The following is a 26,764-nucleotide window of genomic DNA, read 5'->3' as shown; positions in this document are numbered from 1 at the left end:
TCAGGAACCCAGGCCCCAGCTCTGGCCGGTGGCCGGGCGGGTGGTGACGTAGGACCCGGCGGTGCCGGCGCCCGCGTCCAGGACGAGGCCGGTGGCCACGTTGGTGACGGTGACGGTGCCGGCGGTCGGGCCCTGGGTCAGTTTCCACTCCTGCCAGGGGTTGCCGGGCGCCAGGTCGAGCAGGTAGGCGCTGTCGCCGGCGGACGCTCCGGCGGAGAGCACGGTGTGCCGGTGGGTGGCGGTGTCGCAGTTGTCGGTGATCCGGACGGTGCCGTCGGGGTTGGTGGTGAAGGTCCACTGCTGCGCCGGGTCACCGGTGCGCTGCGCCTCCAGGTCGGTGACCGAGCCGATCGGCGCGGTGCAGGAGCCGAGCAGCGACAGCGCGAGGCCGTTGCCGGTCAGTGCGTGGAACTTCCCGTCGTCGACGACGCCCGACGGCCCGCCCGGCGTCTTCGGGGTGAGCCGGTAGAGGGCCGACCCGTGCGCCGGGAGCGCCGCGCTGATCGGTCCGGTGACGGTCGAACTAGCGCCCGTCCACAGCTCCTTGGCCTGGTAGCCGGAGCCGCCGAGGCCGAGTTCGGCGAGGCTGGTGGCGACGGTGCGGCCGGCCGACGGGTCCTGGTTGACCAGCAGGACGGCGGTGTCGCCGTTGGCGAGCTGCCGCTTGAGGACCACCGGCGCGCGCCCGTCGGCCGGCCGGGCGCCGACCAGGGTGGCGGGCTTGGCCAGGCCGTCCTGGTCGACGGCGATCACCTCGCGGTTCTTCAGGATCGCCAGGCTCGCGTCGTTGATCCCGGTGGACCAGGTGTAGCCGCGGTCGCTGTGCTGGGACTGCGCCGCGGTGCGCAGGTCGGCGCCGGAGATCAGGGGTGCGGCGAGCATGGCGAGGACGGAGGTCTCCGTCCGCGACTCGTCGTCGGTGAACGGCTTGTGGCAGACGCAGGTGTCGGTGGTGCCCCACAGGCCGTAGACGTCCTGCCAGCCGGTGAACATCATGTCGAGGTCGTTCCAGCTGCCCGGGCGTACGTTGCCCGGGTACTGCAGCGCGGTGCTCAACTGCCCGTTCCAGAGCACCCCGTCGAGCTCGCTGTCCCGGTCGCCGCCGATCCGGCACAGGTTGGCGACCTGGCCGCACCAGATGCCGGTGGGCGCGTAGCCGGGGGCGTGGAAGGGGGCCGTCCCGGCGGCCTGGACCACCGGGTCGGTGCGGGCCGGGTCGTCCGCGGGGAGCAGGTACGGCAGGCCGGTGTGGACGGGCTGGGCGGAGACGCTGAGGGTGACCTTGGGCCTGCCCTGGGCGGCCGAGGCGGCGTCCAGGGCCCGCTGGAAGGTCTGCACCCGGGCGTAGATCGAGCGGGTCAGCTCCTTGCCCTCGCCCTGGGTCCCGTAGTTGTGCCCGTCCGGGCCGGTGATCGGCGGGCCGTACGGGCAGTCGTCGTACTTGACGAAGTCGACGCCCCAGGAGACGAAGTCGGCGGCGTCGGTGGACTCGTGGCCGAGGCTGCCGGGGTGCATCTGGCAGGTGAGGTAGGTGTCGGTGGCGTAGAGGCCGAACTTCATGCCCTTGCTGTGCGCGTACTGGGCGAGGTAGGCGATGCCGTTGACGGTGCGCCCGCCGACGGTCCGGTCGGGGAAGTGGTCGGGGCGCGGGACCAGGTGGCCGGAGGTGGGGTCGTTGCCGGTCCCGTCGGTGCCGCTGACCGGCTTCCCGGCGGCGTCGTACAGCTGCAGGCCGCCGTCGGCGTTGCGGACCAGGTCGGTGCTCTGGCCGTCGCGGTGCCAGAGCGACCAGCCGTCGTCGATGGTGACGGTGTCGTAGCCGGCCGTCACCAGGCCGTTGGCGGTCATGAAGTCGATGGTCTGGACGACCTGGTCCTGGGTGACCTCGGTGCCGAGGGAGTTCCAGGAGTTCCAGCCCATCGGCGGGGTCAGGGCGTTGCCGTTGCCGAGCGCGGGGGCCGGGGCGAGGCCGACGGCTCCGAGCGCGGCGGCCGGGGCGGCCGCGCCGAGGCCGACGGTTCCGAGGCCGGCGGTGGCGAGGGCGAGGGAGAGCAGGGATGCCGCGACTCGGCGGCGGGTTCGGCTCATGTGCGCACTCCTGAGGATGTGGGGGACGTGGCGGATCGTCAGGATGGTCCAGGGGAGAGCGCGGCCGGCCGGGTGGGGCCGGCCGGCCGCGGTGGTGCGGTGTGGGGGTCAGTCGGTGACGGCCGCGGTCGCGGAGCGGCCGGGGGCGAGGGTCACGGTGGCGGTGGTGTAGGTCACGCCGTCGACGGTCGTGGCGCGGGCCTCGCGCTGCTCGCCGTCGACGGTGATCCGGGCGTGCCGCCCGGGGAAGCGGGCCTCCCAAGTGAGCTGCCCGGTACCGGTGTTGGTGACGGTGCTGCGCTGTGCGCCGTCGTGGCGGACGGTCACCGTGCCGCCGCCCACCGGGATGCCCGCGACCTGGAGCCAGCCCATCGAGGCGGGCAGCTGCGGGGTGGTGGCGAGCGCGTGCCCGGCGGCGTCGGGAGTGACGCCGAGCAGTCCCTGGACGGTCTGGGACAGCAGGGTGAACGGGACCTCGGGGTAGTCGCCGTTCAGCATCGCGCCGCTGGTGTGCGGCTCGCCGGTGCTCTCGTAGACGTGCCGCATCCACTTCCAGGCGGTGGTGCCGTCGTGGCCCGCGAAGAAGGCGTCCGGCAGGTAGGTGTAGGCCTCCAGGTTGGCGGAGCGCTCCGGGCCGGAGTCGGCGGCGTCGATGGCGGCCAGCTGGGCGTCCCGGCGCGGGCCCGGGTCGAGCAGCCGCTTGACCGGCATCAGCACGCTCGCCTCGTAGCCCCAGCCGGTGATCGGCTTGCCGGTGGTGTCGTAGCCGTGCACGACCTCGCCGGGCTGTGAACTGTCCACGCTCCAGGTGGAGTTGACGTAGGTGCGCAGCCGGTCGGCGGCCTTCCGGTAGTCGGTGGCGGCAGCGCCGTCGCCCCGGGCGTCGGCCAGCGTGGCGGCGGCGAGGTAGGCCTGGTACTGGGAGCCGACCGCGTCGCCCGCCTCGGCGTAGGTGCGGGTGGCGTTCTCGGCGTAGCTGGCGGTGCCGGCGAAGATGGAGCGGCTGGTGGCCTGGGGGATCGGCACCCCGCCGTTGTCGACCGGGCCGGGGTGGCCGGCGACGAACGGGCCGAGGGTGTTGCGGACGTACCGGCCGAGGCCCGGGTCCTCGGCGTAGTCGCGGTCGCCGGTCCAGCGGTAGGCCTCGCCGGCCTGCTGGACGAGTTCGAACGGCGCGGGCAGCTCGCGGACGAAGCGGTCCGGGCCGCGGTAGTCGATGGCGGCGTAGTTGCGGGCGTCGAGGTTGAGCGCCCAGACCGGGTAGAGCCGGTTGGTCTCGGTGGCGGAGGCGGCGAAGCCGCGCAGCATGGTCTTGTTCTCGGCGTCCAGGCCGAGCAGGTGGGCGCCGGTCAGCTGGTGGGCGAAGTCGCGGCTGTAGAAGGCGGACCGGAACGGGTAGCCGGCCCAGTAGGTGGCGTCGTAGGTGGTGGTGCCGGTGCCGCCGGGGTGGTTCTCGTCCTGGTCGCGGACGCCGGTGGTGCCGGCCTGCTGCACCCAGCTGTTGGCCTTGGTCTTGGCCCAGTCGAAGAGGGCGACGACCTCGGGGTCGGAGGAGCTGATCACCGGGTCGTTGGGGGCGGACGGCGCGACGGCGGCGTCGTCCACGTTGACCCAGCCGGTGGGGGAGGAGCCGATGGTGAGGGTCAGCCGGTCACCGGGGGCGACCGGCACCCGGGGGAGGGTGTACTTCGCGTAGGTGGACTGCTCGGGCAGCGGGAGGGAGCGCACCACGGCGCCGTTGACGCTCACCGAGAAGCTGCCGCCGGCGCCGCCCGTCGCGATCCAGGCGGACAGGTCGTAGGAGCCCGCGGTGACGGCGGTCACCTGCTGGCTCACCGCGTAGCCGGGGCCGGCGTCGAGGTAGGCGAGGCGGCTGCCGCCGTGGGGGTTGTTGGTGGCGGTGCCGGTGTGGGCGGTGAAGGTCCAGTCGCCGGTGGCGGCGGTGCCGTCCGTTGCGGTGCCGGCGGTGGCGGCGCCGCCCTGGCGGTTCTGCTCGAAGCCGGGGTCGGCGAGCACCAGCGGCTCGGTGCGGGTGAGCGTCCAGCGGTGGGCGGGGCGGTGGTCGCAGTGGTGGTCCACCGGGGCCGGGTCGGCGGTCAGGCAGCCGCCGGTGCCTCGGGCGGTGAGGGTGTAGGTGCCCTGCGGCGCGCGGGAGACGGTGAAGCGCTCGGCCTCGGGGGAGGTTCCGCAGTCGGCGGTGGCGGGGCGGCGGTCCGCGCCGCCGAGGGTGAGGCAGCGGCCGTCGGCGGCGTTGACCAGCAGGTAGTCGCCGCCGGTGCGGTGCAGCTGCCAGCGCTGGCTGAGCAGTCGCCCACAGGCCGCGCCGACCACCGGGGTGCCGGGGGCGGCCAGGGCGTACTGCGGGCCGAGGCAGGAGCCGTCCAGGGCGGAGCCGAGGAGGTAGCTCCCGCCGTCGACGAGCGGCGTGCCGGTGGCCGCCGGGGCCGGGGCGGCGCCGAGGGCCTGGGCGGTGAGGACGGCCAGGAGGGCGAGACCGGTGGGTAAGGCGCGGGGGCGGGGCGGCATGGCGGAGCTACCTCCGGTCGGTCTGTGGGCGGATGGTCTTTGAACGTTCAAATCCGCAGGGATGCGGGCTATGATGCGTCGCATGTGATGGGTGACATTTCACATCCTTGGTCCGGTCGCGTCAACGGGATGTGCGGTGACAACTTCCTGGAGGCGGGTGACGGCTTCCTGGAGGTGACCGGGAGAAGAGGTGAAGGCCCCTGCCCGACGGGGGTGGGCAGGGGCCTTCATGTACGAGGGCGCGGGGATCAGCGCTTCAGCTTCGCGAGCGTCTGGTCCAGGCTCGGCGCGCCAGGGCGGGGCCGGTTGAACGGGAGCTTGGAGAGCATCGAGCCCATCGCGCAGGTGTTGGACAGCGCGGAGAACGCCAGCCCGCCGCCGACGGCCGCGGAGACCCAGCGGGCACCCGGCAGGACGAGGTCGGCCAGCACGCCGGCCAGCACCAGCGAGCCGGCCACCATGCGGACCTGGCGGTCCAGCGCCCACACCCGGCGGGCGCCCGCCACCTGGTCCAGCGGCCGGCCGGCGGTCGCCCAGGCGTTGGTGCCGCCGGTCAGGGTGAGGGTCGGGATGCCGGCGTCGGCCAGCTGCCGGCAGGCGTTGTCGGCGCGCGGCCCGGCGGCGCAGACCACGGCGATCTCGCCCTGTCCGGCGGCCTCGTGCAGTGCGGGCAGGGCGCGGTCGAGCTGGTCGAGCGGGACGTTCAGGGCGCCGGGGATGTGGCCGGCGGCGTACTCGCCGGGGGAGCGGACGTCGATGAGGGTGAGCTGCCCGAGGCGGGGCTGGAACTGCTCGACGGTCAGCGGCGTGGTCATGGGGATGCGGGTCCTCTCGGGTGGGGGGAGAGCGGTGGGGGTGGGGGTGGGGGTGAGGTCGGGGGTGCCCGGCGCTGTGGCCGGGCTCGCCGTGGTTCGGCTCGGCGCGGTGTTCAGGCCAGGGTGGTGATCAGGTCGGCGCGGTGATCAGGCCAGCGTGGTGATCAGCATCAGTGCGGCGACGCCGAGCAGGGCGACGGCGAAGGCCCTCTGGAGGGTGCGCCCGCTGAGCTTGTCGGCCAGCCGCTTGCCGTCCCAGGCGCCGAGGATCGCGGCGCCGGTGAAGGGCGCGGCGACGGCCCAGTCGATGGCGCCGGTCGCCCCGAGGCGGGGCAGCAGGGCGGCGAGCGAGTTGGCGCTGATGACCAGCAGGCTGGTGCCGACCGCCTCGGCCATGGTGAAGGCGAGCACCGAGACCAGGGCCGGTACGGCGAGGAAGCCGCCGCCGACGCCGAGCAGTCCGGTGACGGCGCCGAGCCCGGCGCCCGCCGCCGTGGAGCGGCCGACTCCTGCGGCGGAACGTTCCTGCGCCTGGACCTTGGGCGGCATCAGCATCCGCCAGGCCGCGAGCGCCGCCAGCACCGCGAAGGCGCCGGTCAGCAGCGCGCCCGGCAGATGGGTGGACAACGCCCCGGCGGCCATGGCGAGGGGTAGTCCGGCGGCGGCGAACAGCGCGCCGGTGCGCCAGCGGACCCGGCCCGCCCGGGCGTGGGCGAGCAGCCCGGTGAGCGAGGTCGCGGCGACGATCACCAGGCTGGCCGTGGTGGCCGGCGCCGGGCTGAAGCCCAGCAGGTAGACCAGGGCGGGGACGGCGAGCATGCTGCCGCCGCCGCCCAGCCCGCCCAGTGCGAGCCCGACGACCGCACCGGCGGCGAGCGCCAGGAGCAGCGTGGTCATATCACGTGCCCGGCGCCGCCACCGGGCGTGGTGACCGGCAGCCCGGCCAGCGCCCAGGCGTTCATGCCGCCGGCCACGTTCAGCACCTGGACGCCGCGCTGCGCGAGCAGCTCCGCCGCCCGCTGGGAGCGGTTGCCGGAGCGGCAGATCGCCAGCACGGTCCGACCGGCCGCCTCGGACGGCAGCGGAACACCGGCGACCAGCCCGATCAGCGGCTGGTGCAGCGAGCCGGGGGCGTGCCCGGCGGTGAACTCGGCGGCCTCCCGGACGTCGAGCAGCACGGCGGCGCCGGTGCGGGCGAGGTCGTGGGCCTCGGCGGGGGTGGTGTGTCCGGGGGCGCTGTGTCCGTGGGTGTCGGACCTGTGGGCGTGCGGCAGCAAAGACATGTGGTTCTCCAGTGGTGCAGACCGGACTGCGTGGTCCGGCGGATCAGGGGTGGCGCGGGCGTCCGTACGGGCCCGGTGGCCCGGTGCGGCGGTGTGACCGGCGCGTCCTCGGCCCCGCCTGACCCGGCTCGATGCCCGGGTGCGGCGGCGGCCGTTCTCCCTCGATGTCTCCACGATAGTACCCCGGGGGGTATTATCGAAATCGTTCGGCATACCCCCGCCCGTATCGACTCCCGAAGCCGTATGCTCCGAGATATACCGCTGGGGGTATCAAGACGGCGCTGTGGCGCCCCACGCCGCTGTGGTCGGCTGCTCAGACCTCAACGAAGGAGACACCCCGTGATCTTCAGCCAGTACTACCTCGACTGTCTCTCCCAGGCGTCCTACCTGATCGCCGACGAGACCAGCGGCCAGGCCGTGATCGTTGACCCCCGCCGGGACGTCGACGAGTACCTCGCCGACGCCCGGGCGCGAGGCCTGACCGTCGTCGGTGTCATCAACACCCACTTCCACGCCGACTTCCTGGCCGGCCACCTCGAACTGGCCGACCGCACCGGCGCCTGGATCGGGTACGGGCAGCGGGCGGAGACCGAGTACGCCATCCGCAAGCTCGCCGACGGTGAGCGGATCGAGCTCGGCGACGTGACCCTGGAGATCATGGAGACCCCCGGGCACACGCCCGAGTCGATCAGCATCCTGGTCTTCGAGCAGCCCGACGACACCGTCCCGTACGGCGTGCTGACCGGCGACGCCCTGTTCATCGGCGACGTCGGCCGCCCCGACCTGCTCGCCTCCGCCGGCGTCACCGCCGAGGAACTCGGCGCGATGCTCTACGACAGCGTCCACCGCAAGCTGATGGCCCTGCCCGACGAGACCCTGGTCTTCCCCGCCCACGGCGCCGGCTCCGCCTGCGGCAAGAACCTCTCCAGCGAGAAGCGCTCCACGATCGGCGCGCAGCGCCGGACCAACTACGCCTGCCAGTCCATGGACCAGGACACCTTCGTCCGCATCGTCACCGCCGGCCAGTCCGTCGCTCCCGCCTACTTCGGCCACGACGCCGCCCTCAACCGGCAGGACCGCCCACTGCTCGACCGCGCGAACGCCGACCGTCCGCTGTGCCCCGAAGGCTTCAAGGAGGCCCGCGCCGCGGGCGCCGTCGTCCTCGACGCCCGCAGCCCCGAGGACTTCGGCGCGGGACACGTCCGCGGCGCCGTCAACGTCCCCCTCGACGGCCGCTTCGCCGAACAGGCCGGCACCGTCCTCACCCCGGACAGCACCATCGCGATCATCGCCCCGCAGGACCGCGAGGACGAGGTCGTCACCCGCCTCGCCCGCATCGGCTTCGACCACATCGCCGGCTACCTGCGCAACCCCGGCAACGCCCTGCCCGCCCTCGCCGCCGACCTCACCCCCGCCAGCCGCCTCACCGCCGACAGGCTCCGGACCGCACTCGCCGGCGAGCAGCCCCCCACCGTCCTGGACGTGCGCACCTGCGGCGAACGCGAAGCCGGCGCCGTCGAAGGATCCCTGCACATCGCCCTGGCCGAACTCCCCGCCCGCCTGGGCGAGATCCCCACCGACCGCCCCCTGGTCGTCCACTGCGCCGGCGGCCACCGCTCCTCCATCGCCGCCAGCCTGCTCCGCCACCACGGCCACACCGACGTCTCCGACCTCCTCGGCGGCTACGCCGCCTGGGATGCCCTCACCCATCCCGCTCGGGCCTGAACCTCGGCGGTCCCGGCCCACCCCCCCGTTCGGGCCGCGGGCAGCTTCCGAAGTCGCGCCCGCCTCGTGCCCCTGGATTCCACCGCGTCGGCGCGCCGTCCAGGGGCGGGGGCACGGCGGCGGCCGACGCGATTTGGATGGGAGCCTCCTGGGGTGGTGGTTTCCTGCAGCCCAGGAGGCGGCCGCCTGCGGCGACCCATAGCGCACCCGGGCGCCGCTTCGCTGAATGAACTGGCGTCGGCCCAGCAGGTGATCCGGGATCTCGGGACGGTTTCGTCGTCGGCACCATGTCACTGCGCCGATTCCCGCGGTACGCCTGGCCAGACTTATGGGGTGGCTCCGGCTCGGCCGCTGCCTCGCGGACCTCCTGGGCCGCCGGTCATGCTGTGACCCCTGGGTGCTGCCGGGGCGCACGGTGCCGTTGGGCTATGAGTGAAGTTGGTCCCTGCAGAGGGCTGACCAACTGACACTGCGAAGTGGGAAGCTGCCGCAATGCGGATTCCGATCGAGGTGAAGCCCGACTTCGTTGAGCACGTCGCACGCCGCTCCGACCCGGTGGGCGCGTTGGCCGAACTCATATGGAACGGTCTGGACGCGGACGCCGCACAGGTCCATGTGATTGCCGAGCTTGACGAGTTCGGTGGTGTCAGCGCCGTCGAGGTCCGTGATGGTGGCCACGGCATCCCGGGTGAGTCGGTGCAGGCGGCCTTCGCCGGCATGGGTGGTTCCTGGAAGCGAAACGCGCCCAGTACCCATGGAGGCCGTCCACTCCACGGTCGCCGAGGCTACGGGCGCTGCTCGAGATGTTCCGTCAGCTCGACCACACGCACGGGACCCGGCAGTACCGGCGGCAGGTCAGCTCCTACATCGACAACGAACTCGAAGCACTCCTCCGTCGCCCGGCCTCGGACGAGCAGGTCGCGCGTCGACGCGCGCGACTAACGGCCGGATTCTGCGAGCTCGCCGGATATCAGGCGGTCGACACGGGCAGCCCCGACCAGGCCCAGGCGTACTACCAGCGCGCCCTCACCCTGACGGCCGTGAGCAACGACCAGGCGTACAGCGCCTACCTCGTGGCGGTGAACCTCGGGCACCTGGCGCTGCACTGCGGCGATCCGGAGACCGCCCTGCGCTGGGCGGGTTCGGCTCAAGCAGCGGCTGGGACGGCTGTGAGCCCGGCGATCCGGCCTGCCATCACCGCGGTCGTGGCGCGCGCGAACGCCAGGATGCGCAGGGAGAGCGAGGCGACCCAGCTGATCGTGCAGGCCGAGAAGCTGCTCGACGTCGCGGACCGTCAGGACGAACCCGCCTGGATCCGCTACTTCAATCACGCCTACCTCGCGGACGAGGTGGCCCACTGCCTTCACGACCTCGGTCGCGCTCCGGCCGCGAGGAGCCAGCTTGCCGAGGCTCTCAGCGGTGTGGGGGAGGACAGGGTCCGCCGACGCGCCATCGACGCCGCTTTGCTCGCCGCCACCTGGCTGCGTAGCGGGGACCTCGACCGGGCGTGCGCAGCAGGCCGTGAGGCCGTCGCCTACGCGGCCAGGACAGGGTCGGGCCGATGCGTCGAGCGGGTCGCCGGAGTCCTGGCTGACGTGCAGGTCCATTCCGACTACGCGCCGGTTCGGGAGCTGCGCGAGTTCGCCCGTGCCGTGCTTCCGGAAGCCGACGACGTGGCTCTCACTCTTTTGAGTGGCGCATGATGCGGTGATAGAAGTCGAGTTCGGCGCGGAGAGCCTGCTCGCGTGCTGCGGGCGCCGAGAGGTAGTGGTCGCCGCTGTCCAGAAGGAGGCTGGCCTGGTCACCGCCGAGGTCGGCCAGCTCCTGGGCGAACTGCAGCGCCTCCTCGGCGGACGTGATCGTGTCGGCAGCGCCATGGATCACCAGCACGGGGCAGAGGATCCGGTCCGGCACCGCTGCCCCGGCAGGTCCCCGAAGCACGGCCGCGTGAGGGCGCTGGAACGCAGGTACGGAAAGCTCCCACCGTGTGGGGCCGATGATGGCCGAGGTGGCTGTCGCACCGGCGAAGGGGCCGGGGCGACTCGCTGCCTGAAGCGCTGTGTACCCGCCGGCGCTCGCTCCGCTGATGAAGATGGCTTCGGGTCGTGCCACGCCGGTTGATCGAAGGTGTTCGGCCACTGCGGCACAGTCCTCGACGTCGTAGTCGCCCCAGTGGCCGTGCAAGGCCTGGCGGAACGCACGGCCCTGGCCGGTGCTGCCCCGGTAGAGGACGTCGGCGACGGCGAAGCCGTGGCTGACGAAGTACTGGGTCACCCGGTCCAACCGCAGAGGTACGTCGTCGGTCGGACCGGGGTGCGCTCGTACGAGAAGCGGTGTCGGCCTCGCCGCCCCCGCAGGCCGGTGCAGCAGGAAGCGCACACGACCTCCCGCGCCTGGCGCGGCGTCGATCGACGGAGGGACAGGTGTCCAGGGCGGAGCGGGCTCGGAGGCCACGCCCAACGGGACAGCAGGGGCGTCGGCTTGTGCCGTGAGGTCGAGTGACCACAGGCCCGGAGCGGACGCCGGAGTCGAGCCGATCACGGCGAGCCGTTCGTCGTCGACCGCGATGTACGGCTTCACGGAGGTGAGGTTCGGGGCGAGCCGACGCCGGCTGCCAGCGGGATCGATGGCCACGAGCTCGGTGGAGAAGCCGTCCATGACGGTCAGGAGGATGGCGCCGTCAGGGGCGAATCCGTACGACTGGTAGCCCCCTTCCCACGGCGCCGGCGCGCAATCCGCGTCGATCGGCAGGACCGTCGTCACCTCGTCACCGCGAAGCCGGTACAGGTTCCACCAGCCCGTTCGGTCGGAGATGAAGTACAGCAATCCGTCCGGACCCCAAGAAGGCTGGACCACGGACTCCGAGCGTCCGCCGGCCACGACACGGCTCGGCCCGAGAGCATTCGCTCGGATGTCTGTCAGCAGGAGACTGCAACTGTCCCACGGCATCTGGTCTCGATTCCACGCCAGATACGCCAGTTCCTCTCCTGCGAGCCGAGGGCAGGCGAGGAACTCGGAGGAGCGGACCAACACCCGAACGGATCCGGACACGGACACTGCGACGATCTCGTCCGAAGCGCCGTCGCCACGAACGGCGAGCACACCACCGTCGTCGGCCGGCGCCAGGTCCCCGTACTGTGCAGAGCCACGGACGGGCACGATCTTGTCGGCCGCGCAGCCGAACGGTTGGTGGAAGAGGGAACCGTCGTCGCCGACGAACCACACTCCGTCCGTCACCACGGCGAAGCTGCCGCCGCCGTACGCGTGGAGCTGGCTTCCCACTGAGAATTCGGGTGGGGTCACCGCGAAGACCGTGCCGGTGCGGTCCGTACTCATGACGCGCCGGACTCCACCGTGGTCAGGATCGGACTGCAGCCACCACAGCGAGCCGGCCACGACTTGGAGTTCGTCGTAGGAGACGACCTTTCGTGCGACCCATGCCGGTGACAGCCCGCTGCCGTGAGAGCTCATGGAATGGGTCCTGCCCGAATGACGCAGGTAAGTGCCACCGCCGCGGGGCTGAGGTTACGCGGGGACCTCGACGCTGCCGCCCGGCGTGGTGTACGGACGGCAGCGCGTGGCCGGCCCGGCTGCCGTAGGTCGAGCCGTCCGCGGGAGTTGGCGTCGCATGAGGTGCTGCTGCCTCGGAACGGCACCGCACGGGGCGGCGGTCAGACGCCGTGGAAGGCGACGATGAACCGCAGCTGCCTGTTGCGCAGCGGGGCCAGGGCCATGATGCGGACGGGGACCTCGCCGGCGCCGCCGTGCGGGATGCGCATGTGCCTGATATCCGCCGCCCGTGCTCGTATCCCCCGACGGCCGGGCACGCTACCTCGACCTGCCGGCCTGCCCGATGCTTGGCCTGGGTGGCCTGCCGTTCGAGTCCACCGAGCTCACCCTGGCCGAGGGCAGCCTGATCGGCCTGTACACGGACGGGCTGATCGAGGGCGTCGACCGGGACGTCGACATCGGCATGGCCCGGCTGGCCGAGGCGCTGTCGCGGCGCGGCGCGCCGCTGGACGAGCTGTGCGCGGACGCCGTCCGGCAGCTGGTGCCCGGGCCGAAGCCCGACGACGTCGCCCTGCTGCTCGCCCGGACCCGCGCGCTCGGCGACGACCAGGTCGTGTCCTGGGACGTGCCGTGCGACCCGTCCGCCGTCGCGGGCGTCCGCGCCGCGGCCTCCCGCCGGCTGCGGGAGGGGGGGGCTGGACGAGCTGACCATGACCACCGAACTGATCGTCAGCGAGTTGGTCACCAACGCCATCCGGTACGCCGAGGCACCGATCCGGCTGCGCCTGCTCCGCCAGTCCGCGCTGATCTGCGAGATCTCCGACGCCAGCAACACCTCGCCGCGCCTGCGCCGCGCCCGCAGCACCGACGAGGGCGGGCGCGGGCTGTTCCTGGTCGCCCAGCTCACCCACCGCTGGGGCACGCGCCACACCCCGAACGGCAAGGTGATCTGGGCCGAGCAGGAGCTGCCGGAGCCGCCCGGAGCCGCCTCCGGCTGAACCCCCGGCCCGGCGGCAGGAACGCACACGGGCCGGGCCTGGGCGTCCAGGCCGTCCGGGATCTGCCGGCGACCCGAGGCCCGGCGCGCCCCAGGCCGGGATGCACAGCTGCACCGCACCCGCCGGCCGTCCTCCGGGGCCGCAAGACCCGCGCCCACAGGCCACGGCCGCGCCGGGTGAGCAGGCCGTCGGCGCCCACATCCCTCAGGGCCGTACTGACGCGAACTCTGCTGCATCGCCGACAACCGCCCTGCGGATCCGGCTGACCTGTGTCGCCGGACGCGAGAACGTCATCGGGTCGGTCACGAGAAGTGTCGGTGGCCGCCCGATGCCGCCAGGCGTCAACAAGCACTGTCAGCGGCGGATGACAGCATCGGGCGCATGACGAATACGACACCGTTCGACTGGCGGTCGTTCCTGCTCAGATGGAGCGGGGACTGGTCGGATTCCCTGCCCGATGATGAGACGCGGAGCCAGGAGGACGAAGCCGCCCGGCGGGTTCGGTGGTTGGGGTTACCTCCCGCGTCGGAGGAACGGATCGCCGCCATGGAGGAGCGCCTCGGCCGACGGATACCCCCGTCGTACCGGGAATTCCTCAAGGCCAGCGACGGTTGGCAGCACGCCGGCGGGTTCATCCGGCTGCTGGCGGGGACCACGGACGCGCGCTGGCACAACAACGAGTCCGGGCTGGCGGACATGTTCGAGGAGTACCTGGACGACGATGCCGGACCCGCCGAGTGGCGGGATGCGAACCTCTGGCGGCGTGGGCTCCAGCTCGACGTCGAGTCCGACAGCACCTGCGTCCTCTTGGATCCCGAGGACGTGGGTGAGGACGGCGAGTGGGCCGTCTACACGTGGGCTGGCTGGCGGGCCGCGCCACCTGAGCGGTACGCGAACTTCGTCGAGTTCATGCGGGGCATGTACCGGGAGTTCCACAGCCTGCGGGCACACACGGCCGACGGGAAGCCGGAGTTCGCCAACGACACGACGCGGGAGCTGGACGCCCTGGTGGAGCAGGCCCGGCTGGACGCGCTGCGCGGCGACTGGGAACGGGCCGGGCACACGCTGGACGAGGCGAAGGAGTACGGCAGACCGCGGGCCGCCGGGCTGGGTGACCAGATACGCCGCCTGCTCGGACGGACCTACATGGTGTACTTCGAGGACGTGGTGACCGACCCGCAGTACGCGCCCGAGCTGCTGCCGGCACTGGTCGCCGAGCACGCGGCACACTCGTACAGGGACGACGCCACCCTGATGTTCCACTTGAGGGGAGCCGGTGACGACGTGGTGTCGCTGGCCTACGCGACGCTGGAGCAGGTACGCAACGGCACGTACCGGTACACGGCGACCGGACCGTTCGGCGAAGCGGTCGAACGGGCACGGGAGCTGGCGCGGTGGGGCAACACCGACGGGGCATGGCGGACGCTGATGGACGCTCTGCCGGTATGGCAACCGCTGGGACCCGACCACCTGGCGCCGCTGGGATGGGTGGCCGACCCCCTGCTCGGACCCCTGCTGACCCCGGAACGGGGCCGCGAGCTGCTGTCCACACCCAGGGGCGGGCAGGCGGGAAACGGGGAGACGTACGTCGTGACCAGCGTGAATTCGAGGTGATCCTGCTGTGGCCCGCGGACCGCGGGCTGATCGCCCGCGCTGGTGGCCGAGCCGGGCGCGACCCGTGGTGGGAGATCCGGCAGCAGCAGGCCCGTGACTACCCGAAACGCAAGGCGCGGCTCGGTGCGTGCTTGCCTGGCGCCCGGTCGGGGCGGGGGCGAAGAGGTGAGGTGAGGGGCGAGCAGCGTGCCGGGCGGGTTGTCGGGCTATGTGGTGGTACAGACTGAAGTCAAAGTCACTATATGCAACTTTCCGTGACTCAGGGTTTCAATCTTCTCTGAAAGGAGACTCATGTCGCTGCATCGGCTTCGCCCGCGCCGCGCCTTCGGGATCGCGCTGGCACTGGCCGCCCTCACCATCTCCGGCACGGGCACCGCCACCGCTCTCACACCGCACAACAGCCTGAACGACACGACCCAGTTCCACCTGTTCCCCAACACCAAGTTCCTTCCGTGCCTGTCCGCCAACGGCAGCACGCCGCGCGTCGACGCCGAGGTCCAGCGCGGTGAACTGAACGACACCATGGACATCCAGCTGCACGGCTTCAAGCCCGACCTCGACTTCGACCTGTTCACGATCCAGCGCAGCAACCAGCTGGCGAACGGGAAACCGGACCCCAGGTTCACCGGCAGCTTCGGCCTGGCCTGGTACCAGTCCGACCTCCACACCGACCACAACGGGGAGGGTCGGGCGCGGATCCAGACCATCCTGCTCGACCAGATCTTCGGCTTCGACCCGGACGCCGCCCTGCCGCCCACCAACACCTTCCACGTCGGATTCTGGTTCAACAGCCCCAGTGACGCGGCGGCCTGTGGCTTCACGGGCACCACGCCGTTCAACGGCGAGCACAACGCTGGGCCGCTCGCCTTCATCACGCGCCCCGATGCCGTCACAGGCCTGGGCCCCCTGTGCACCAAGCCCAACACCTCGACCACCCCCGCCACCTGCAACCCCTGACTCCGGCGGGGCCCGCCCGCCGTGCGGTCTGGGCCCTCTCTTTTGGATCTTGTCGAATCAGCGCGCGGAACTCCCAGCCCCAAGGGGCTGGGAGTTTCCCGACGGCGCGCACCTGCCGAGTCCTGAAGGTGAAGCCATCGGGTCTGTCCAGTGGGCAGGCCAGGACGTCATTCGGTGGCCACCTTCTCCGTAACGTCCCCATGGCCGGTGGAATGACACACAACACCATGGATCCGGCGACGATCACGCAGGAGATGGCTGCTCAGATCCGCACGTGGCGAGTCGATGAGGGCAACCCCAGCCAAGGCGGATCCTCAAGGCCACGAAGCACGAGTGCCCCGGCTCAGAGCTTCTCCAGCCTCCGGTCGGCCGCCTTCAGGGAGCGGCCGCGGCGCAGTTCCTGCTTCCAGGGATCGTCGCTCGCCAGGCGCTCGTCGATGGTGGTGGGAGTCCAGCGCTGCGGGGTGAGGTCGGGGTCGTCCAGTTCGCTCCAGCTCAGCGGTGTGGCGACCGGGGCGCCGGGCAGGGCTCGGACGGCGTGCGGGGTGACGGCGCTCTGGCCGTAGGCGTTGCATTGGATGTCGAGGTAGAGCCGTCTCTTGCGGGCCTGCTTGCGCGCCGCGGTGGTGAGCAGCTCCGGGTGCCGGTCGGCGAGCAGCTCCGCCAGCTCGTGGGCGAAGTCGCGGACGTCCTCGAAGGGGGCGCGGCGGTCGAGGGCGACCAGCAGTGTCGACTGTCACCGCCCCGGCACCTCGCCTTCCGTACCGCCCGCACCGCTGCGACTTCCCCCGATCCGCCGATCAACGGACGGTCACACGTCACGGGGCTTCTGTTAGGACCTTTTAGTGCGGGTGCTGCGGGGGCCGCCGGCTTCTCGGGCGAGGACGACGATGGTCAGCACGCCGTTGGAGTGCGCGCTCAGGCCGCTGCGTCATCCCACCGGAACTCCGGACGGATCCCCCGTTTGATCAGGTCCCGCCCGAGGATCTGGAGCTGGAACATGGCCGCCACGTTCGGCGGCGCGCCGGACGTCCAGCACGTCTCCAGGTCGACCAGCAGCTTCGACAGGGTGCGGTTGAACTCGGTCGAGGGGTTCGGCCGGTCCTGGGAGGGCGCGAAGTGGTACACCTCCGGCAGGTTGACAGGAGCTCCGCTGAAGCTCCACTTGTCGCCGGTCTTGACCAGCCGCTTCTGGACGTAGAGCTCCTTGAACAAGTAGTAGTGCGCGTGGCCGCTGTCCCCCTCCCCCGGCGGCTGATCGGGTGAGCCCTGCGTCCCCTCCCCCTCGGTCTTGATCCGGTCGATCGTGTCGATCGCGTCGGCGACGGTTCTGATCGGCTTCGCGAAAGGCACCTCCACCGCGTGGGCCTTCGGGTCGATCGCCGGCTCGAGCTTCTGGAACGTCTGGATGATCGTGTCGTAGAAGGCGCCGATCGTGGCCGGCGGCCGCCCGGTGCGGAGGGCGATCGGGGGGAACTCCGGGTACTCGATCTGCATGAACACCGCGAGCTGGTCCTTGACCAGTGGCTTCAGATCGACCGGAAGCCGCTGCGGAATGCAGCCGGGCAGCTCGTCGGCCGGATAGGTCGGCAGAAAGTCCGGGTGCGCGATCGACGGCCGGCCGCCGATCGCGGCCAGCAGGTTTCCGGCCAGCGCGAAGTGGTTCATCTCCTGGCTGACGATTCTGTGCAGCACACCCTCGGTGCGGTCCGGGTCGACCTTGACCGACCACTGCGCACACAGGTACGGCGGGATGGTGGCGAATTCCAGCCGCATCGCGAGGTGCAAGGCGCCTTTGAGGTCGTCCAGCGGCAGAACTCCCGTCTCGACGTACTCCCTGATGGTCTTCATGCGCGGAGTGCCCGCAGTCGCCGGATTCACGCTACAGCCCCAACTTCCTGAGTTCGTCGTCGATGATGCGCTGCGCCTCCGGCGGGACGCCCGGGAAGGCGAGCAACGGCACGTTCCCGGGATAGCCGATCGCCTTGAAGCCGACGTCGGAGGTGAAGTAGCCGATGAGCAGCAGGGCCCGGAACCTGATGAAGAAGCTCCGGTCCGTCGCGGTGGTCGACGCGATCTGGTCGACGATCGTGCGCTGCCGGGAGCCGTCCAGTTCGACGAACCCCGTCCCGAACTGGCGCCGCGCCTCCGCGTCGACCATGGCGAGGCCGGTCGTGATGACGGTCCTGTGGCCCTGCTGCGTCGGGTAGGGAGCGCTTACCCAGTCGTCGAGGAAGTCGGCGATCCCCATCGCACTCGGCGCCGGGTACTCGGCGGTGCCCGGCAGAACGATGTCGGCGAGGGCCGCGGCGAGTGCGCGCTCGCGCTCCGAGAGCGTGCGCGGCCAAGGTGTGTGCGGCGTCACGAGGTTGGGGTCGGTGCCGTAGCCCTGCGGTGCGGTACCGACCCCGGCGGCACTGTGCTGGTCCATCTCTTCCTCTCGCTTCCGATGTACCGTCATCCGGTCGCCCTCGCTTGGCTTTTGGGCGCCTGGTGCGGTCAGATCCCGCCGTTCCGCAGCAGTTCGAGGATGCGGGCCGAACTCCGCGCGGCCAGGGCGAGGATGGTGAGCGTGGGGTTCTTGTCCGGGCTCGACGCGAACGCGGCGCCGTCGACGACGAACAGGTTCCTCACGTCCCAGCACTGGTTGTAGGCGTCGAGCACGGAGTTCTGCGGCGAGGTCCCCATCCGCGCGCCGCCGACCTCGTGGACCGCTCCGCCGCCCTGCGGCATCGCGACGGGACTGGTGTCCGGTGCGCCGCCGAGCAGGCTGAAGACCTTGTTGAAGGTGTCGTGCATGTGCGTGACCTGCCGGACTTCCGAATCTCCCCATTTCCAGTGGAACCGCAGGACCGGAACTCCCCACTTGTCCTTGCCCGTCGGATCGAGCTCGCAGAAGGAGTCCTCGTTCGGGATCATCTCGCCTTCGCCGATGAGGGTGACGTCCGTGCCGTACTTCCGCCGGACCTCCGTCCGCAGGGCGTCGCCGTAGGTCGCGCTGCCGTCGTCGATCAGGTTCTTGACGCCGGTGGTCGGCATCCTGCGGCCCCCGCGCGGCTCGATGTGGTACCCGCGCGGGAACCCGAGCTGCCCGGCGGCCTGCTCGGGCAGCAGCCACCACGGCACGTAGATGTGCGGGGTGAAGATGCCGTCCTCGTTCAGCACGGGGAGTTTTTCGAGCATCGGAATTCGCGACGAGCGCGAGAACTCGACCGAGTCCATCAGGTACTTGCCGACCAGCCCGTGGCCGTTTCCGATCCCGTTGGGGAACGCGGCGCTTCGCGAGTTGAGCAGGATGCGCACCGACGAGCAGGTTCCCGCCGCCAGCACCACCACTCGCCCCGTGACCGAGAACTCGGAGCCGGTCACCCGGTCGTTGTAGGTGACCCCGGTGGCCCGCCCGGTCGCGTCGACGTCGACCCGGGACACCATGGCGTTGCACACGACGGTGAGGTTGCCGGTGGCGCGGGCGGGGGGAATGAGGACGGTCGTGCTCTGGAAGTTGGAGCGGCTGGCGCAGCCACGGGTGCACTGGGTCGAGTACAGGCACGCCGCGCGGCCGTTCAACGGGCGGGTGAGCACGGCCGCCCGGATCGCCGCCACCTTCATGCCCAGGTGCTCGAACGCCCGGCCGAGGACGATCTCGAAGGCGCGCGGGGACGGCGGTGGGAGCTGGACGCCTGGCGGGGAGTCGGGGGCGTTCTCGATCCCGTGGGGAAGGCCGGTGACTCCGACGAGGCGTTCGGCCTTGTCGTACCACGGCGCCAGGTCGGCGTACTCGATCGGCCAGTCGAAGCCCAGTCCGTCACGGGTCTTCGGCTTGAAGTCGTACGGTCCGAAGCGCAGCGCCACCCGACCCCAGTGGTTGGTGCGGCCGCCCAGCATCCGCGGCCGCCACCAGCTGAACTGATTCGACTTGTCCGGATTCGGGGGGTCCGCCTGGCTGTAGGGCTCACCGGCGATCTGCGAGCCGCCGTCGACGGTGGCGTCGTAGAAGCCCTGCGGCTTGTCCGACGTCGAGGCCGCCCGCAGCGGCGCGTCCTGCGGCGTGTTGAACATCGGCGTCTCGGTCCCGGGATCGTAGTCCCGGCCCGCCTCCAGCATCAGGACGCGGGCGCCCGCCGCACAGAGCTCGTGCGCCGCCATTCCGCCGGCAGCCCCGGAGCCGACGATGATGACGTCGAACGCCTGGATATCGGACAAGGTCCCACTCTTTTCACCGGATGTCGCTGCGCGATACAAGACAGTCACTCTCAGTGACCAGATGCGGACAAGTCTCACACAGGCTGCGATCAGCCGCGACCGGTGGATCCAGGAGTGGGCCTGGAAGGCGGCCTCGCGGTCACGGTCGGCGATCTCCCGTTGGTGACGCTCACGGCGCAAGGCCTGCTGGAGGGCGTGCGCTCCTTGTCGGTGAGCATGGGCAACCACAGCGGCCCAAGGCCCCTGTCCAGGGGGTGGAATTCCGCCCGCGGCGGACAGTGCGCGCGACACCGTGGATGGCATGATTCTGCAACCGGAGACCGACGACCTCGGCGCCTACCTCGTGGCAGACGAGGTGATCGACCATCAGCACTCGGAGCTGCGGCGGCTGGCCGCCGAGCTGGCCACACCGGAGGCGGCGCTGGTCCGGGCGCTCGCCCAGGCGATGCCAGGCCGATTCGGCTACGACTACCTGCCGGCCGAACTTCCGGGTGAAGCGTCGGCCAGCCTCGCGTGAAGCGAGCGACCGCCACGCCACCCGGGCGGAGCGGGCCGTCGCCGACCGCCGGCCAGGCCCGCGTCTCGCCGAGGATCAGCCGACCGAGCCGCGGCCGGTGACGCTAGCCGCCCGGGGCCGGCCCGTGGGCCGCACTCGGTGACACGCACCCCGGGGTGAGATCGGAGGGCCGGCAGGTCAGGTGATCGTGCCGGTCCCGGGGTGCCGCACCGCCGGCCGTACGGGTGTGCGGCCGGGGAACGGCACGAGGGGGCCCGTGCCCGCGCGGATGCGCGGCACAGGCCCTCGTGGGTCACTCCGGTGGTCCCTGTCCGGCCCCCGGGGTGAGGGGGAAGCCGAAGGGTCGGCTTAGTAAAGGGTCGGCTTAGGGCGTCCGCCAGTAGGTGGTGGCGGCAGGGCGGGCACGGCTCGCCCGATCATGGAGTTCTCTACGCTTCATGATCACCGGGGGATCCGTGCCTGCCGTCCCATCATGCATTCTCGACCCGATCCGCGACCAATTCCTCGCGCTGCTGCCCGTGCGTGAGGACCGGCATCCGCTGGGCTGCCACAACCCGCGGATCAGCGACACCGTCGTCTTCGACCGCCTGGTGCAGGTCCTGGTCTTCGGCTGCGGATACGAACGGGCCGCGGACGCGAACTGCTCGGCCACCACCTTGCGCCGGCGCCGCGACGAGTGGATCGCCGCCGGCGTGATGGAGGATCTGCGACTGCTCGCGCTCGCCGCCTACGACCGCATGATCGGCCTCGAACTCGACCGCCTGAGCGCCGACGGCTGTATCACCAAGGCGCCCTCCGGTGGCGAGTGCGCCGGCAAGAACCCGGTCGACCGGGCCAAACTCGGTTTGAGACGCTCGCAGTTGACCGACGGAACAGGCATGCCGCTGATCACCGAGCCCGCGCCGGCCAACACCCGCGACCACACCCTGCTGCCCGCCATCCTCGACCGCTTCACCGCCTTGGAACCGGCCCTCGGACCACTGCCGGAACACCCGCGCCTCGCCCTGGACGCCGGATACGACTACCGCGTGGTCCACGACGACCCGGCCGCCCGCCGGATCGACGCCCACGTCGCCTCACGAGGCGCGAAGACCCCGATCCAGACCGGAGGCCGTTGGGTGGTGGAGCGCACGAACTCCTGGATGAACAACTTCGGCAAGCTCCGACGCTGCACCGAACGCCGCAGAGCGGCCATCGAGTTCTTCCTCGCCCTGGCCGCCACCATCATCACCGTCCGCTGCCTGATCCGCCGCGCCTGGCCCCTTTACCGTTGGAACACCCGGCCCCGGAACCCACGCATCCGATGACCTACTGGCGGACGCCCTAAGCGATGTAGAAGCCCGCGTGGGGCTGCTCGACTTCCAAGCAGGTGGACCGCGAGACGACGGCGGCGAAATCGACCTGTCCGGCGAAGCAGTCGACCGAGTCGCTAACGGCCGCGTTCCACCTGCCACTGTGGAGCTACCCGTCAGCGGCGACGACCTTCTCGGCCTCCTCTGCCATGGCGGCGATCAGGTCGGCCGGGAACGACTGGTCGCGCGTGGCGAGCGTGTACGCACTGGCGCGCGGGCCGTGGTGCGGGACTGGAGCCAGAAGGCCCACTGCTCCACTGGCTCGGGCCGACGGACGCTCGGTGTCATCGAGACCGAACATTTCTCGCCCGGGTAGGTCACCCGGACGGTCGTCCCTCTCCCATAGAACGTCGCGGCTCGATTTCGCTACCACCAGCGACAACCTCCGCTGGTGACCCCAGTGCGCACGAAGGCCCCCGGCAGGCACTGTCGCGCAGTACCGGCCCAGGTGCGCTGCAAAGTCTCGTGATCGCTCGAATGTGCTGATCAGGCGATGCCCTGAAGGTCGAGTGGGCGGGTGAAGGGCTCGTAAGACGTGTGGCGGAGGCCGGCGGCCATGTTGCGGTGCCCGGCGGCACGGAGAGCGTTGATCGCCAGGTTGCGCAGGGTTGCCATGTTCTCGGGTCCGTGGCCGGTGCGGATCTTCGAGGCGTCCTCGGCGAAGGTAACGTCGCGGACGAAGTGGAGCCGGTTCTCGATCGTCCACTGCGACCTGGCGAGTCGGCCGAGCCGCTGGGGCGAGGCCTGTTGCGAGGTCAGGTCCGTGATCGCGTAAACGGTCTGGCGGCTGACGGCGCCGGTCGCGAGGTCCGTGCGGTGGCGCAGGATGCGCACGGCCTGGGCCGCGTGGGGGAAGTCAAGTCCGAGGCCGGTGACGGTGAGTGCCCTTGTCGCCCGGGTCTCTCTGCGGCCGTGGCCGATCTCGCGGTCGTAGCGGCGGGCGGTGACGTCCTTCCACGGCAACGCCCGTAGCCTGCGGTGCAGTTCGGGCTGGTTGGCCTTGACTACCAGCAGGTAGTGGGCCTTCTTCTTCTCCAGGAGGAAGCGCGCGTGACTGCGCTGGGTGTGCAGGGCGTCGGCCGTGACCGTGACCCCGGCCAGGTCGTAGGGCTCCAGCAGGGCGGCGAAGCAGGCGATCTCGTTGGTCTTGCCGGGCTCTCGCAGCTGAGTGACGGTCCGACCGTCGCCGGTCATCGCCGCGAGCAGGTGGGCTGCGGGTGAGGTGCCGTGCCGGGAGCCGCGGGCGGCCTTGCCATCGACGGCGATCGAGTCCGAGCCGGCAGGATCGGCACCGGTCAGATCGGCCAGTCCGCCCGGGCAGACCAGGCCGATCACTCGCCGGACCGTGGCGGCACTCGGTGCGACCCGCACGCCCAGTGCACCCACGACCCGCGCGCCCAGCCGGGCCAGGGCGTGCTGCGGAGCGTTCGCCGACCACTGGCCGATGGCCGCGTACGAGCGCGCACCGGCAGCCACCGCAGAGGCGGCGGCCAGCACGCGTCGTGTGGTCATGTCAGGAGCTCCGGGGGTCGGTGGCGGAGGGCCGGGACGGCCGGTTCGGAGGGCTGCACAGGAACGGTGGGCGCCGCTCAGCCCAGGCGGCGCAGGCGGATCAGGCGGCTGGCGTGGTCGCCGACGGGCAGGCGCAGCTCGATTCCCCGGTGCCGCAGGAGGGCGCCGCCGTACTCCTCCCCGGTGTCGAGGTCCCGGTAGCGGGCCTGGCCGTCCAGGGCGGGCAGGCGCAGCGGCGCGGGTTGGTGGCCGAAGCGAGTGGCCGGGCGCCAGGCGAGTAGGGCGTGCTCGGTGCCGTCCGCCGCCGCGTAGTGGACGGCCGTGGTGCCGCCGGCGCCGGTGAGTCGGTGCTGCTCGCCGTGCTGGACCAGGGGACGGATCTCCTTGTACCGGGCGACCAGTTCGGCCGCCTCGGTCAGCTCCTCCGGCGTCCAGTGGGTGAGGTCCCCGCCGAGGCCCAGCGCGCCGGCCATGGCGACGTGGAAGCGGAAGCGCAGCGGGGTGGTGCGGCCGGTGATGCCGTTCGGGCTGTCGGTGACCCAGGCGGCCATGGCCTGTGCCGGGAAGAGCTGGCTGAAGCCGTGCTGGATGGAGATCCGGTCGACGGGGTCGGTGTTGTCGGAGGTCCAGGCCTGGTCGGTGCGGGCGAGGATGGCGAGGTCGACGCGGCCGCCGCCGCCGGCGCAGGCCTCGATCCGCAGGCCGGGGTGGTCGGTGCGGAGCCGGTCCATGATCCGGTGGACGGCCCGGGTGTGATCGATCCACAGCCGGTCAGGGTCCGGGTGGCCTGGCCAACCTGCCTCGGTGAAGGGGCGGTTGGCGTCCCACTTGAGCCAGTCCACGTCGTTCTCGGCGACCAGTCGGTCCAGTGTCCGGTGGACCCAGGCCTCGACTTCTGGCCTGGCCAGGTTGAGGACGAGTTGGTTGCGCAGCTCGGTGGCGTCCCGGGTGGGGGTGTGGACCGCCCAGTCGGGGTGGGCGCGGAACAGGTCGCTGTCGGCGTTGACCATCTCAGGCTCCACCCAGAGCCCGAAGGCCATGCCCAGGCGATGGACCCCGTCGGCGAGCGGCCGCAGGCCCTCCGGGAAGGCCGCCGGTCGGGGCGTCCAGTCGCCGAGGCCGGCTCGGTCGTCGGTGCGGGCTCCGAACCAGCCGTCGTCCAGGACGAAGAGTTCCACGCCCAGCCGTGCGGCCAGCTCGGCGAGCCTGAGCTGGCCGGCCGTGTCGACGTCGAAGCCGGTGGCCTCCCAGGAGTTGTAGAGCACGGGCTGGTCCCGGTCGGGCTCCGGAAGGACCTGGGAGCGGACGTGGGCGTGCCAGGCGCGACTGGCCCCGCCGAAGCCGTCCGGGGTGTAGAGGCCCGCGAAGACCGGAGTCTGGAGCGTCTCGCCCGGCCGCAGGTTCCAGCTGAGCCCCTCGTGGCCGAAGCCGCCGGTCCACGTGGCGCGGCCGACCGGGTTGCGGTGCACGGTGATCCGCCAGCTGCCGCTCCAGGCCAGGGCGGTGCTCCAGACCTCGCCGTGCTCCTCGGTGGCAGTGCCGTCGTCCAGGGCCAGCCAGGGGCTGGCGTGGTGGCCGGTGATGCCGCGGCGGCTGGTGAGCACGGTCTCGGCGACCGGCAGCCGGTCGCGCTGGAGTTGGAACTCGCTGAACCAGCCGCCCACGAGGTGGCTGAGCCGGTAGTCGGAGAGGGGCGGCGCCGTCCAGGAAGCGGAGTCCAGACGGTCGATGACGATGTGCCCGGTCTCACCGGTGTGGGTCAGCTCGGTCCAGCGCTCGATCACGTCGCTGCCGGGGCGCACGCGGTAGCAGAGGTCGGCGGCCAGGGGGTAGCGGCGGTCGACCAGGCGCAGGCGCAGCTCGCCGTCGTCGATGCGGTGGCCGTCGAAGTGCCACTGGGCGCCGACGGTGCCGTCGGCGAAGCGCACCCGGAGGCCGGCCGGGCCGAAGCGGGCACCGGTCTGTGGGGCGAGTTCGTCGGCGGCGGCCTCGTCCTCGAAGCTGCTGTCGGCGGGGGAGCGGGGGTCGGTGAGCGAGGCGGCGTCGAGGGCCGGCCCCCAGTGCAGATGGCGCGGGCTGCCGTCGGCGCCGATCCGAACCGCGTACGTGCTGTTCGGGGTGTGCAGGACTGCGAGGCCGAGGGCGGGATCGAAGGCGACGGCAGGGGTGTCAGCAGGCACGGATGGTTCCCGGAGGTCAGGAGGGCGGCGGGACCGGGCCGGGCGATGGAGCAGCCGTCCGGGCGGGGCCCTGGTGCGTGACAGCACGGAAGCGAGCTGAGATTAGGCTGAAAATTTGCTGGAATCAATACTGGACGAAGTTATTTATTTACGAGTAGGTTGCAGCCGTGTTTCCCAACCATTCGCAGCCCTTGGTCACCGCGCCGGCCGAAACCGCGGTCCTCGGCATGTTGTTGGCCGAGGGCCCGCTCAGCCGGGTCGAACTGGCCCGCCGCACGGGCCTGTCGTCGACGGCGGTCACCAAGGCCGCGCGACCCTTGATCGAGGACGGCTATCTGCACGAACTCCCTCCGGAGCGCACGGCGCCCGGGGCCGGCCGCCCGGTGAACCCGCTGGCGGTCACCCCGGACCGGGAGTTCTTCGTCGGAGTCAAGATCAGCGCCGATCGCCTGTTCGGCGCGGTCTGCGACCTCAGGGCCAAGGCCTGGGTGACCGCGGGCTGCGGGCTCGGCGACCGCAGCCCAGAGGCGGTGAGCGTACTGCTGACCCAGCTGGTCGACGAGCTCCTGGACGCCGACCCCGCGTTCCGCACCCGCACCCGCCACCTCGGGATCGCGGTCTCCGGCGACGTGGATCGTGCCGCCGGCACCGTCCGCTACTCGGTGCTCCCCGGATGGCGGGACGTCCCGCTCGCCGAGACGGTGGCGAAGGCGACCGGCCTGAGCGTCACCGTGGAGAACGACGTCAAGGCCATCACCGCCGCCGAGCACTGGTTCGGGGAGGGCATCGGCACCGAGTACTTCGCGTTGATCACCATCGGTGCGGGCATCGGGTCCGGACTGGTCGTCAACGGCCGGCTGATCGCGGGCGCGTACGGTGTCGCCGGCGAGGTGGGCCACATCAGCATCGATCCGGCGGGACCGCTGTGCCACTGCGGCCAGGTGGGCTGCGTGGAGGCGATCGCCTCCAGCGATGCCATCCTGGGCGCGATCCGCAGCGGCGCCGGCCGACCGGACCTCGACTTCGACGGCGCCGTCGAGCTCGCCCGCGGCGGAGACCCCGCCGCCCGCGAGGCCTTCGCCCGGGCCGGGCACGCGATCGGCACCGGCATCGCGACCCTGGTCAACCTGTTCGGCCCCGAGCGCGTCGTCGTCACCGGCGAGGGGCTCGACACCTACGACCTGTTCGGAGTGCACATCAAGGACGCCTACGCCGCCCACTGCTTCAAGGCTGCGGCGAAGTGCCCACTGACCCTGCGTCCGCTCCCCTGGGAGGAGTGGGCCAGAGGAGCCGCCGTCCTGGGCATCCAGGCGCTCTTCCCGTAACCCGTGGCACCACCGCGGCTCCGCCGGACGTACGGGAGCCGCCGCACCACCGTCACGACAACCGCATCACACCGCACACCCGGTCGGTGTCCGTCAATGCCTGGCAGCAACTGACGTCGGACACCGACCGGGACGGACACACCCACACCCCCACCCTCA

General features: G+C 71.6%; 19 protein-coding genes and 3 pseudogenes. 10 read left to right on the top strand and 12 right to left on the bottom strand.

Annotation, left to right across the window (positions count from 1 at the left end; all coding sequences use genetic code 11):
• The 5 genes from ACGF13_RS20800 to ACGF13_RS20780 form a co-directional block, all read right to left on the bottom strand.
• Entirely contained in the window at positions 1–2,088 is a 2,088-nt protein-coding gene (locus ACGF13_RS20800) for an alpha-galactosidase (RefSeq protein ID WP_392877122.1), read from the bottom strand.
• 108 nt (positions 2,089–2,196) lie between these two features.
• A complete protein-coding gene (locus ACGF13_RS20795) occupies positions 2,197–4,614 on the bottom strand; it encodes a hypothetical protein (RefSeq protein ID WP_392877120.1) in 2,418 nt (805 codons plus the stop codon).
• A gap of 248 nt (positions 4,615–4,862) precedes the next feature.
• Positions 4,863–5,429 carry a rhodanese-like domain-containing protein gene (locus ACGF13_RS20790; RefSeq protein ID WP_392877118.1) on the bottom strand — a complete coding sequence of 189 codons (567 nt, stop codon included), beginning with the start codon at positions 5,427–5,429 and terminating at the stop codon, positions 4,863–4,865.
• A 147-nt stretch (positions 5,430–5,576) separates the two neighbouring features.
• Entirely contained in the window at positions 5,577–6,326 is a 750-nt protein-coding gene (locus tag ACGF13_RS20785; protein ID WP_392877116.1) for a sulfite exporter TauE/SafE family protein, read from the bottom strand.
• On the bottom strand, positions 6,323–6,712 hold the full coding sequence (locus ACGF13_RS20780; protein ID WP_392877115.1) for a rhodanese-like domain-containing protein: 390 nt from the start codon (positions 6,710–6,712) through the stop codon (positions 6,323–6,325). The genes ACGF13_RS20785 and ACGF13_RS20780 overlap by 4 nt, the downstream gene beginning before the upstream one ends.
• A 339-nt stretch (positions 6,713–7,051) precedes the next feature.
• On the opposite strand from ACGF13_RS20780, the gene ACGF13_RS20775 reads away from it, so the two are divergent.
• The 3 genes and pseudogenes from ACGF13_RS20775 (at position 7,052) to ACGF13_RS20765 (ending at position 10,140) form a co-directional block, all read left to right on the top strand.
• Positions 7,052–8,437, top strand: a complete 1,386-nt coding sequence (locus ACGF13_RS20775; protein WP_392877113.1) for a rhodanese-like domain-containing protein — start codon at positions 7,052–7,054, stop codon at positions 8,435–8,437.
• A 492-nt stretch (positions 8,438–8,929) separates the two neighbouring features.
• Positions 8,930–9,208, top strand: a pseudogene (locus tag ACGF13_RS20770) (ATP-binding protein); the annotation flags it as partial.
• 32 nt (positions 9,209–9,240) lie between these two features.
• Positions 9,241–10,140, top strand: coding sequence for a hypothetical protein (locus ACGF13_RS20765; protein ID WP_392877610.1), 900 nt, complete (start codon positions 9,241–9,243; stop codon positions 10,138–10,140).
• On the opposite strand, the gene ACGF13_RS20760 is transcribed toward ACGF13_RS20765, so the two are convergent.
• Complete coding sequence (locus ACGF13_RS20760; protein ID WP_392877111.1) at positions 10,118–11,908, bottom strand: S9 family peptidase; 1,791 nt, start codon at positions 11,906–11,908, stop codon at positions 10,118–10,120. The two genes, ACGF13_RS20765 and ACGF13_RS20760, sit on opposite strands and share 23 nt — an antisense overlap.
• Before the next feature lie 316 nt (positions 11,909–12,224).
• On the opposite strand from ACGF13_RS20760, the pseudogene ACGF13_RS20755 reads away from it, so the two are divergent.
• From ACGF13_RS20755 to ACGF13_RS20745, 3 genes and pseudogenes are all read left to right on the top strand, one after another.
• Positions 12,225–12,945 (top strand): annotated as a pseudogene (locus ACGF13_RS20755) (ATP-binding SpoIIE family protein phosphatase); the annotation flags it as partial.
• Positions 12,946–13,326: 381 nt separating this feature from the next.
• A pseudogene (locus tag ACGF13_RS20750) lies at positions 13,327–14,517 on the top strand (SMI1/KNR4 family protein); the annotation flags it as partial.
• A 333-nt stretch (positions 14,518–14,850) separates the two neighbouring features.
• Positions 14,851–15,516 (top strand): hypothetical protein, encoded by a 666-nt coding sequence (locus ACGF13_RS20745; protein ID WP_392877109.1) that lies wholly within the window; start codon positions 14,851–14,853, stop codon positions 15,514–15,516.
• A gap of 343 nt (positions 15,517–15,859) precedes the next feature.
• Here the strand turns inward: ACGF13_RS20745 and ACGF13_RS20740 are convergent, their stop codons facing one another.
• The 4 genes from ACGF13_RS20740 to ACGF13_RS20725 all read right to left on the bottom strand — a co-directional run bounded on the left by ACGF13_RS20740 (position 15,860) and on the right by ACGF13_RS20725 (position 19,719).
• Positions 15,860–16,240: a hypothetical protein gene (locus ACGF13_RS20740; protein WP_392877595.1), complete on the bottom strand. Its 381-nt coding sequence runs from the start codon at positions 16,238–16,240 to the stop codon at positions 15,860–15,862.
• A gap of 194 nt (positions 16,241–16,434) precedes the next feature.
• A complete protein-coding gene (locus ACGF13_RS20735) occupies positions 16,435–17,367 on the bottom strand; it encodes a ferritin-like protein (RefSeq protein WP_392877107.1) in 933 nt (310 codons plus the stop codon).
• Positions 17,368–17,398: 31 nt separating this feature from the next.
• Complete coding sequence (locus ACGF13_RS20730) at positions 17,399–17,947, bottom strand: gluconate 2-dehydrogenase subunit 3 family protein (protein ID WP_392877105.1); 549 nt, start codon at positions 17,945–17,947, stop codon at positions 17,399–17,401.
• Between the two features lie 68 nt (positions 17,948–18,015).
• Positions 18,016–19,719: a GMC oxidoreductase gene (locus tag ACGF13_RS20725; RefSeq protein WP_392877103.1), complete on the bottom strand. Its 1,704-nt coding sequence runs from the start codon at positions 19,717–19,719 to the stop codon at positions 18,016–18,018.
• A gap of 301 nt (positions 19,720–20,020) precedes the next feature.
• On the opposite strand from ACGF13_RS20725, the gene ACGF13_RS20720 reads away from it, so the two are divergent.
• From ACGF13_RS20720 to ACGF13_RS20710, 3 genes are all read left to right on the top strand, one after another.
• Positions 20,021–20,236 carry a hypothetical protein gene (locus ACGF13_RS20720; RefSeq protein WP_392877102.1) on the top strand — a complete coding sequence of 72 codons (216 nt, stop codon included), beginning with the start codon at positions 20,021–20,023 and terminating at the stop codon, positions 20,234–20,236.
• A 455-nt stretch (positions 20,237–20,691) separates the two neighbouring features.
• The gene (locus tag ACGF13_RS20715; protein ID WP_392877593.1) at positions 20,692–21,543 is read left to right on the top strand and encodes an IS5 family transposase; all 852 of its coding nucleotides are present in this window, start codon (positions 20,692–20,694) and stop codon (positions 21,541–21,543) included.
• Positions 21,544–21,580: 37 nt separating this feature from the next.
• Positions 21,581–21,904 (top strand): hypothetical protein, encoded by a 324-nt coding sequence (locus tag ACGF13_RS20710; protein ID WP_392877100.1) that lies wholly within the window; start codon positions 21,581–21,583, stop codon positions 21,902–21,904.
• A 170-nt stretch (positions 21,905–22,074) separates the two neighbouring features.
• Here ACGF13_RS20710 and ACGF13_RS20705 read toward each other — a convergent pair whose 3' ends face one another.
• Entirely contained in the window at positions 22,075–23,100 is a 1,026-nt protein-coding gene (locus tag ACGF13_RS20705; protein ID WP_392877098.1) for an ISAs1 family transposase, read from the bottom strand.
• A 77-nt stretch (positions 23,101–23,177) separates the two neighbouring features.
• Positions 23,178–25,280, bottom strand: a complete 2,103-nt coding sequence (locus ACGF13_RS20700) for an alpha-galactosidase (RefSeq protein WP_392877096.1) — start codon at positions 25,278–25,280, stop codon at positions 23,178–23,180.
• A gap of 167 nt (positions 25,281–25,447) precedes the next feature.
• Between ACGF13_RS20700 and ACGF13_RS20695 the strand changes: the two genes are divergently transcribed.
• Positions 25,448–26,605, top strand: coding sequence for an ROK family protein (locus ACGF13_RS20695; protein ID WP_392877094.1), 1,158 nt, complete (start codon positions 25,448–25,450; stop codon positions 26,603–26,605).
• Positions 26,606–26,764 lie beyond the last annotated feature (159 nt).

Source organism: Kitasatospora sp. NPDC048286 (assembly GCF_043201735.1).
In the GTDB taxonomy this organism is placed as follows: Bacteria; Actinomycetota; Actinomycetes; order Streptomycetales; family Streptomycetaceae; genus Kitasatospora.
The sequence above is the reverse complement of the archived record's forward strand: the minus strand, read 5'-3'. Positions and strand labels throughout refer to the sequence as shown.

Coding starts and splice junctions, on each gene's coding strand:
- ACGF13_RS20800 (WP_392877122.1), bottom strand. CDS start 2,088: ATGAGCCGAACCCGCCGCCGAGTCGCGGCATCCCTGCTCTCCCTCGCC.
- ACGF13_RS20720 (WP_392877102.1), top strand. CDS start 20,021: ATGATTCTGCAACCGGAGACCGACGACCTCGGCGCCTACCTCGTGGCA.
- ACGF13_RS20735 (WP_392877107.1), bottom strand. CDS start 17,367: ATGAAGACCATCAGGGAGTACGTCGAGACGGGAGTTCTGCCGCTGGAC.
- ACGF13_RS20790 (WP_392877118.1), bottom strand. CDS start 5,429: ATGACCACGCCGCTGACCGTCGAGCAGTTCCAGCCCCGCCTCGGGCAG.
- ACGF13_RS20785 (WP_392877116.1), bottom strand. CDS start 6,326: ATGACCACGCTGCTCCTGGCGCTCGCCGCCGGTGCGGTCGTCGGGCTC.
- ACGF13_RS20730 (WP_392877105.1), bottom strand. CDS start 17,947: ATGGACCAGCACAGTGCCGCCGGGGTCGGTACCGCACCGCAGGGCTAC.
- ACGF13_RS20765 (WP_392877610.1), top strand. CDS start 9,241: ATGTTCCGTCAGCTCGACCACACGCACGGGACCCGGCAGTACCGGCGG.
- ACGF13_RS20760 (WP_392877111.1), bottom strand. CDS start 11,908: ATGAGCTCTCACGGCAGCGGGCTGTCACCGGCATGGGTCGCACGAAAG.
- ACGF13_RS20745 (WP_392877109.1), top strand. CDS start 14,851: ATGTCGCTGCATCGGCTTCGCCCGCGCCGCGCCTTCGGGATCGCGCTG.
- ACGF13_RS20795 (WP_392877120.1), bottom strand. CDS start 4,614: ATGCCGCCCCGCCCCCGCGCCTTACCCACCGGTCTCGCCCTCCTGGCC.
- ACGF13_RS20705 (WP_392877098.1), bottom strand. CDS start 23,100: ATGACCACACGACGCGTGCTGGCCGCCGCCTCTGCGGTGGCTGCCGGT.
- ACGF13_RS20780 (WP_392877115.1), bottom strand. CDS start 6,712: ATGTCTTTGCTGCCGCACGCCCACAGGTCCGACACCCACGGACACAGC.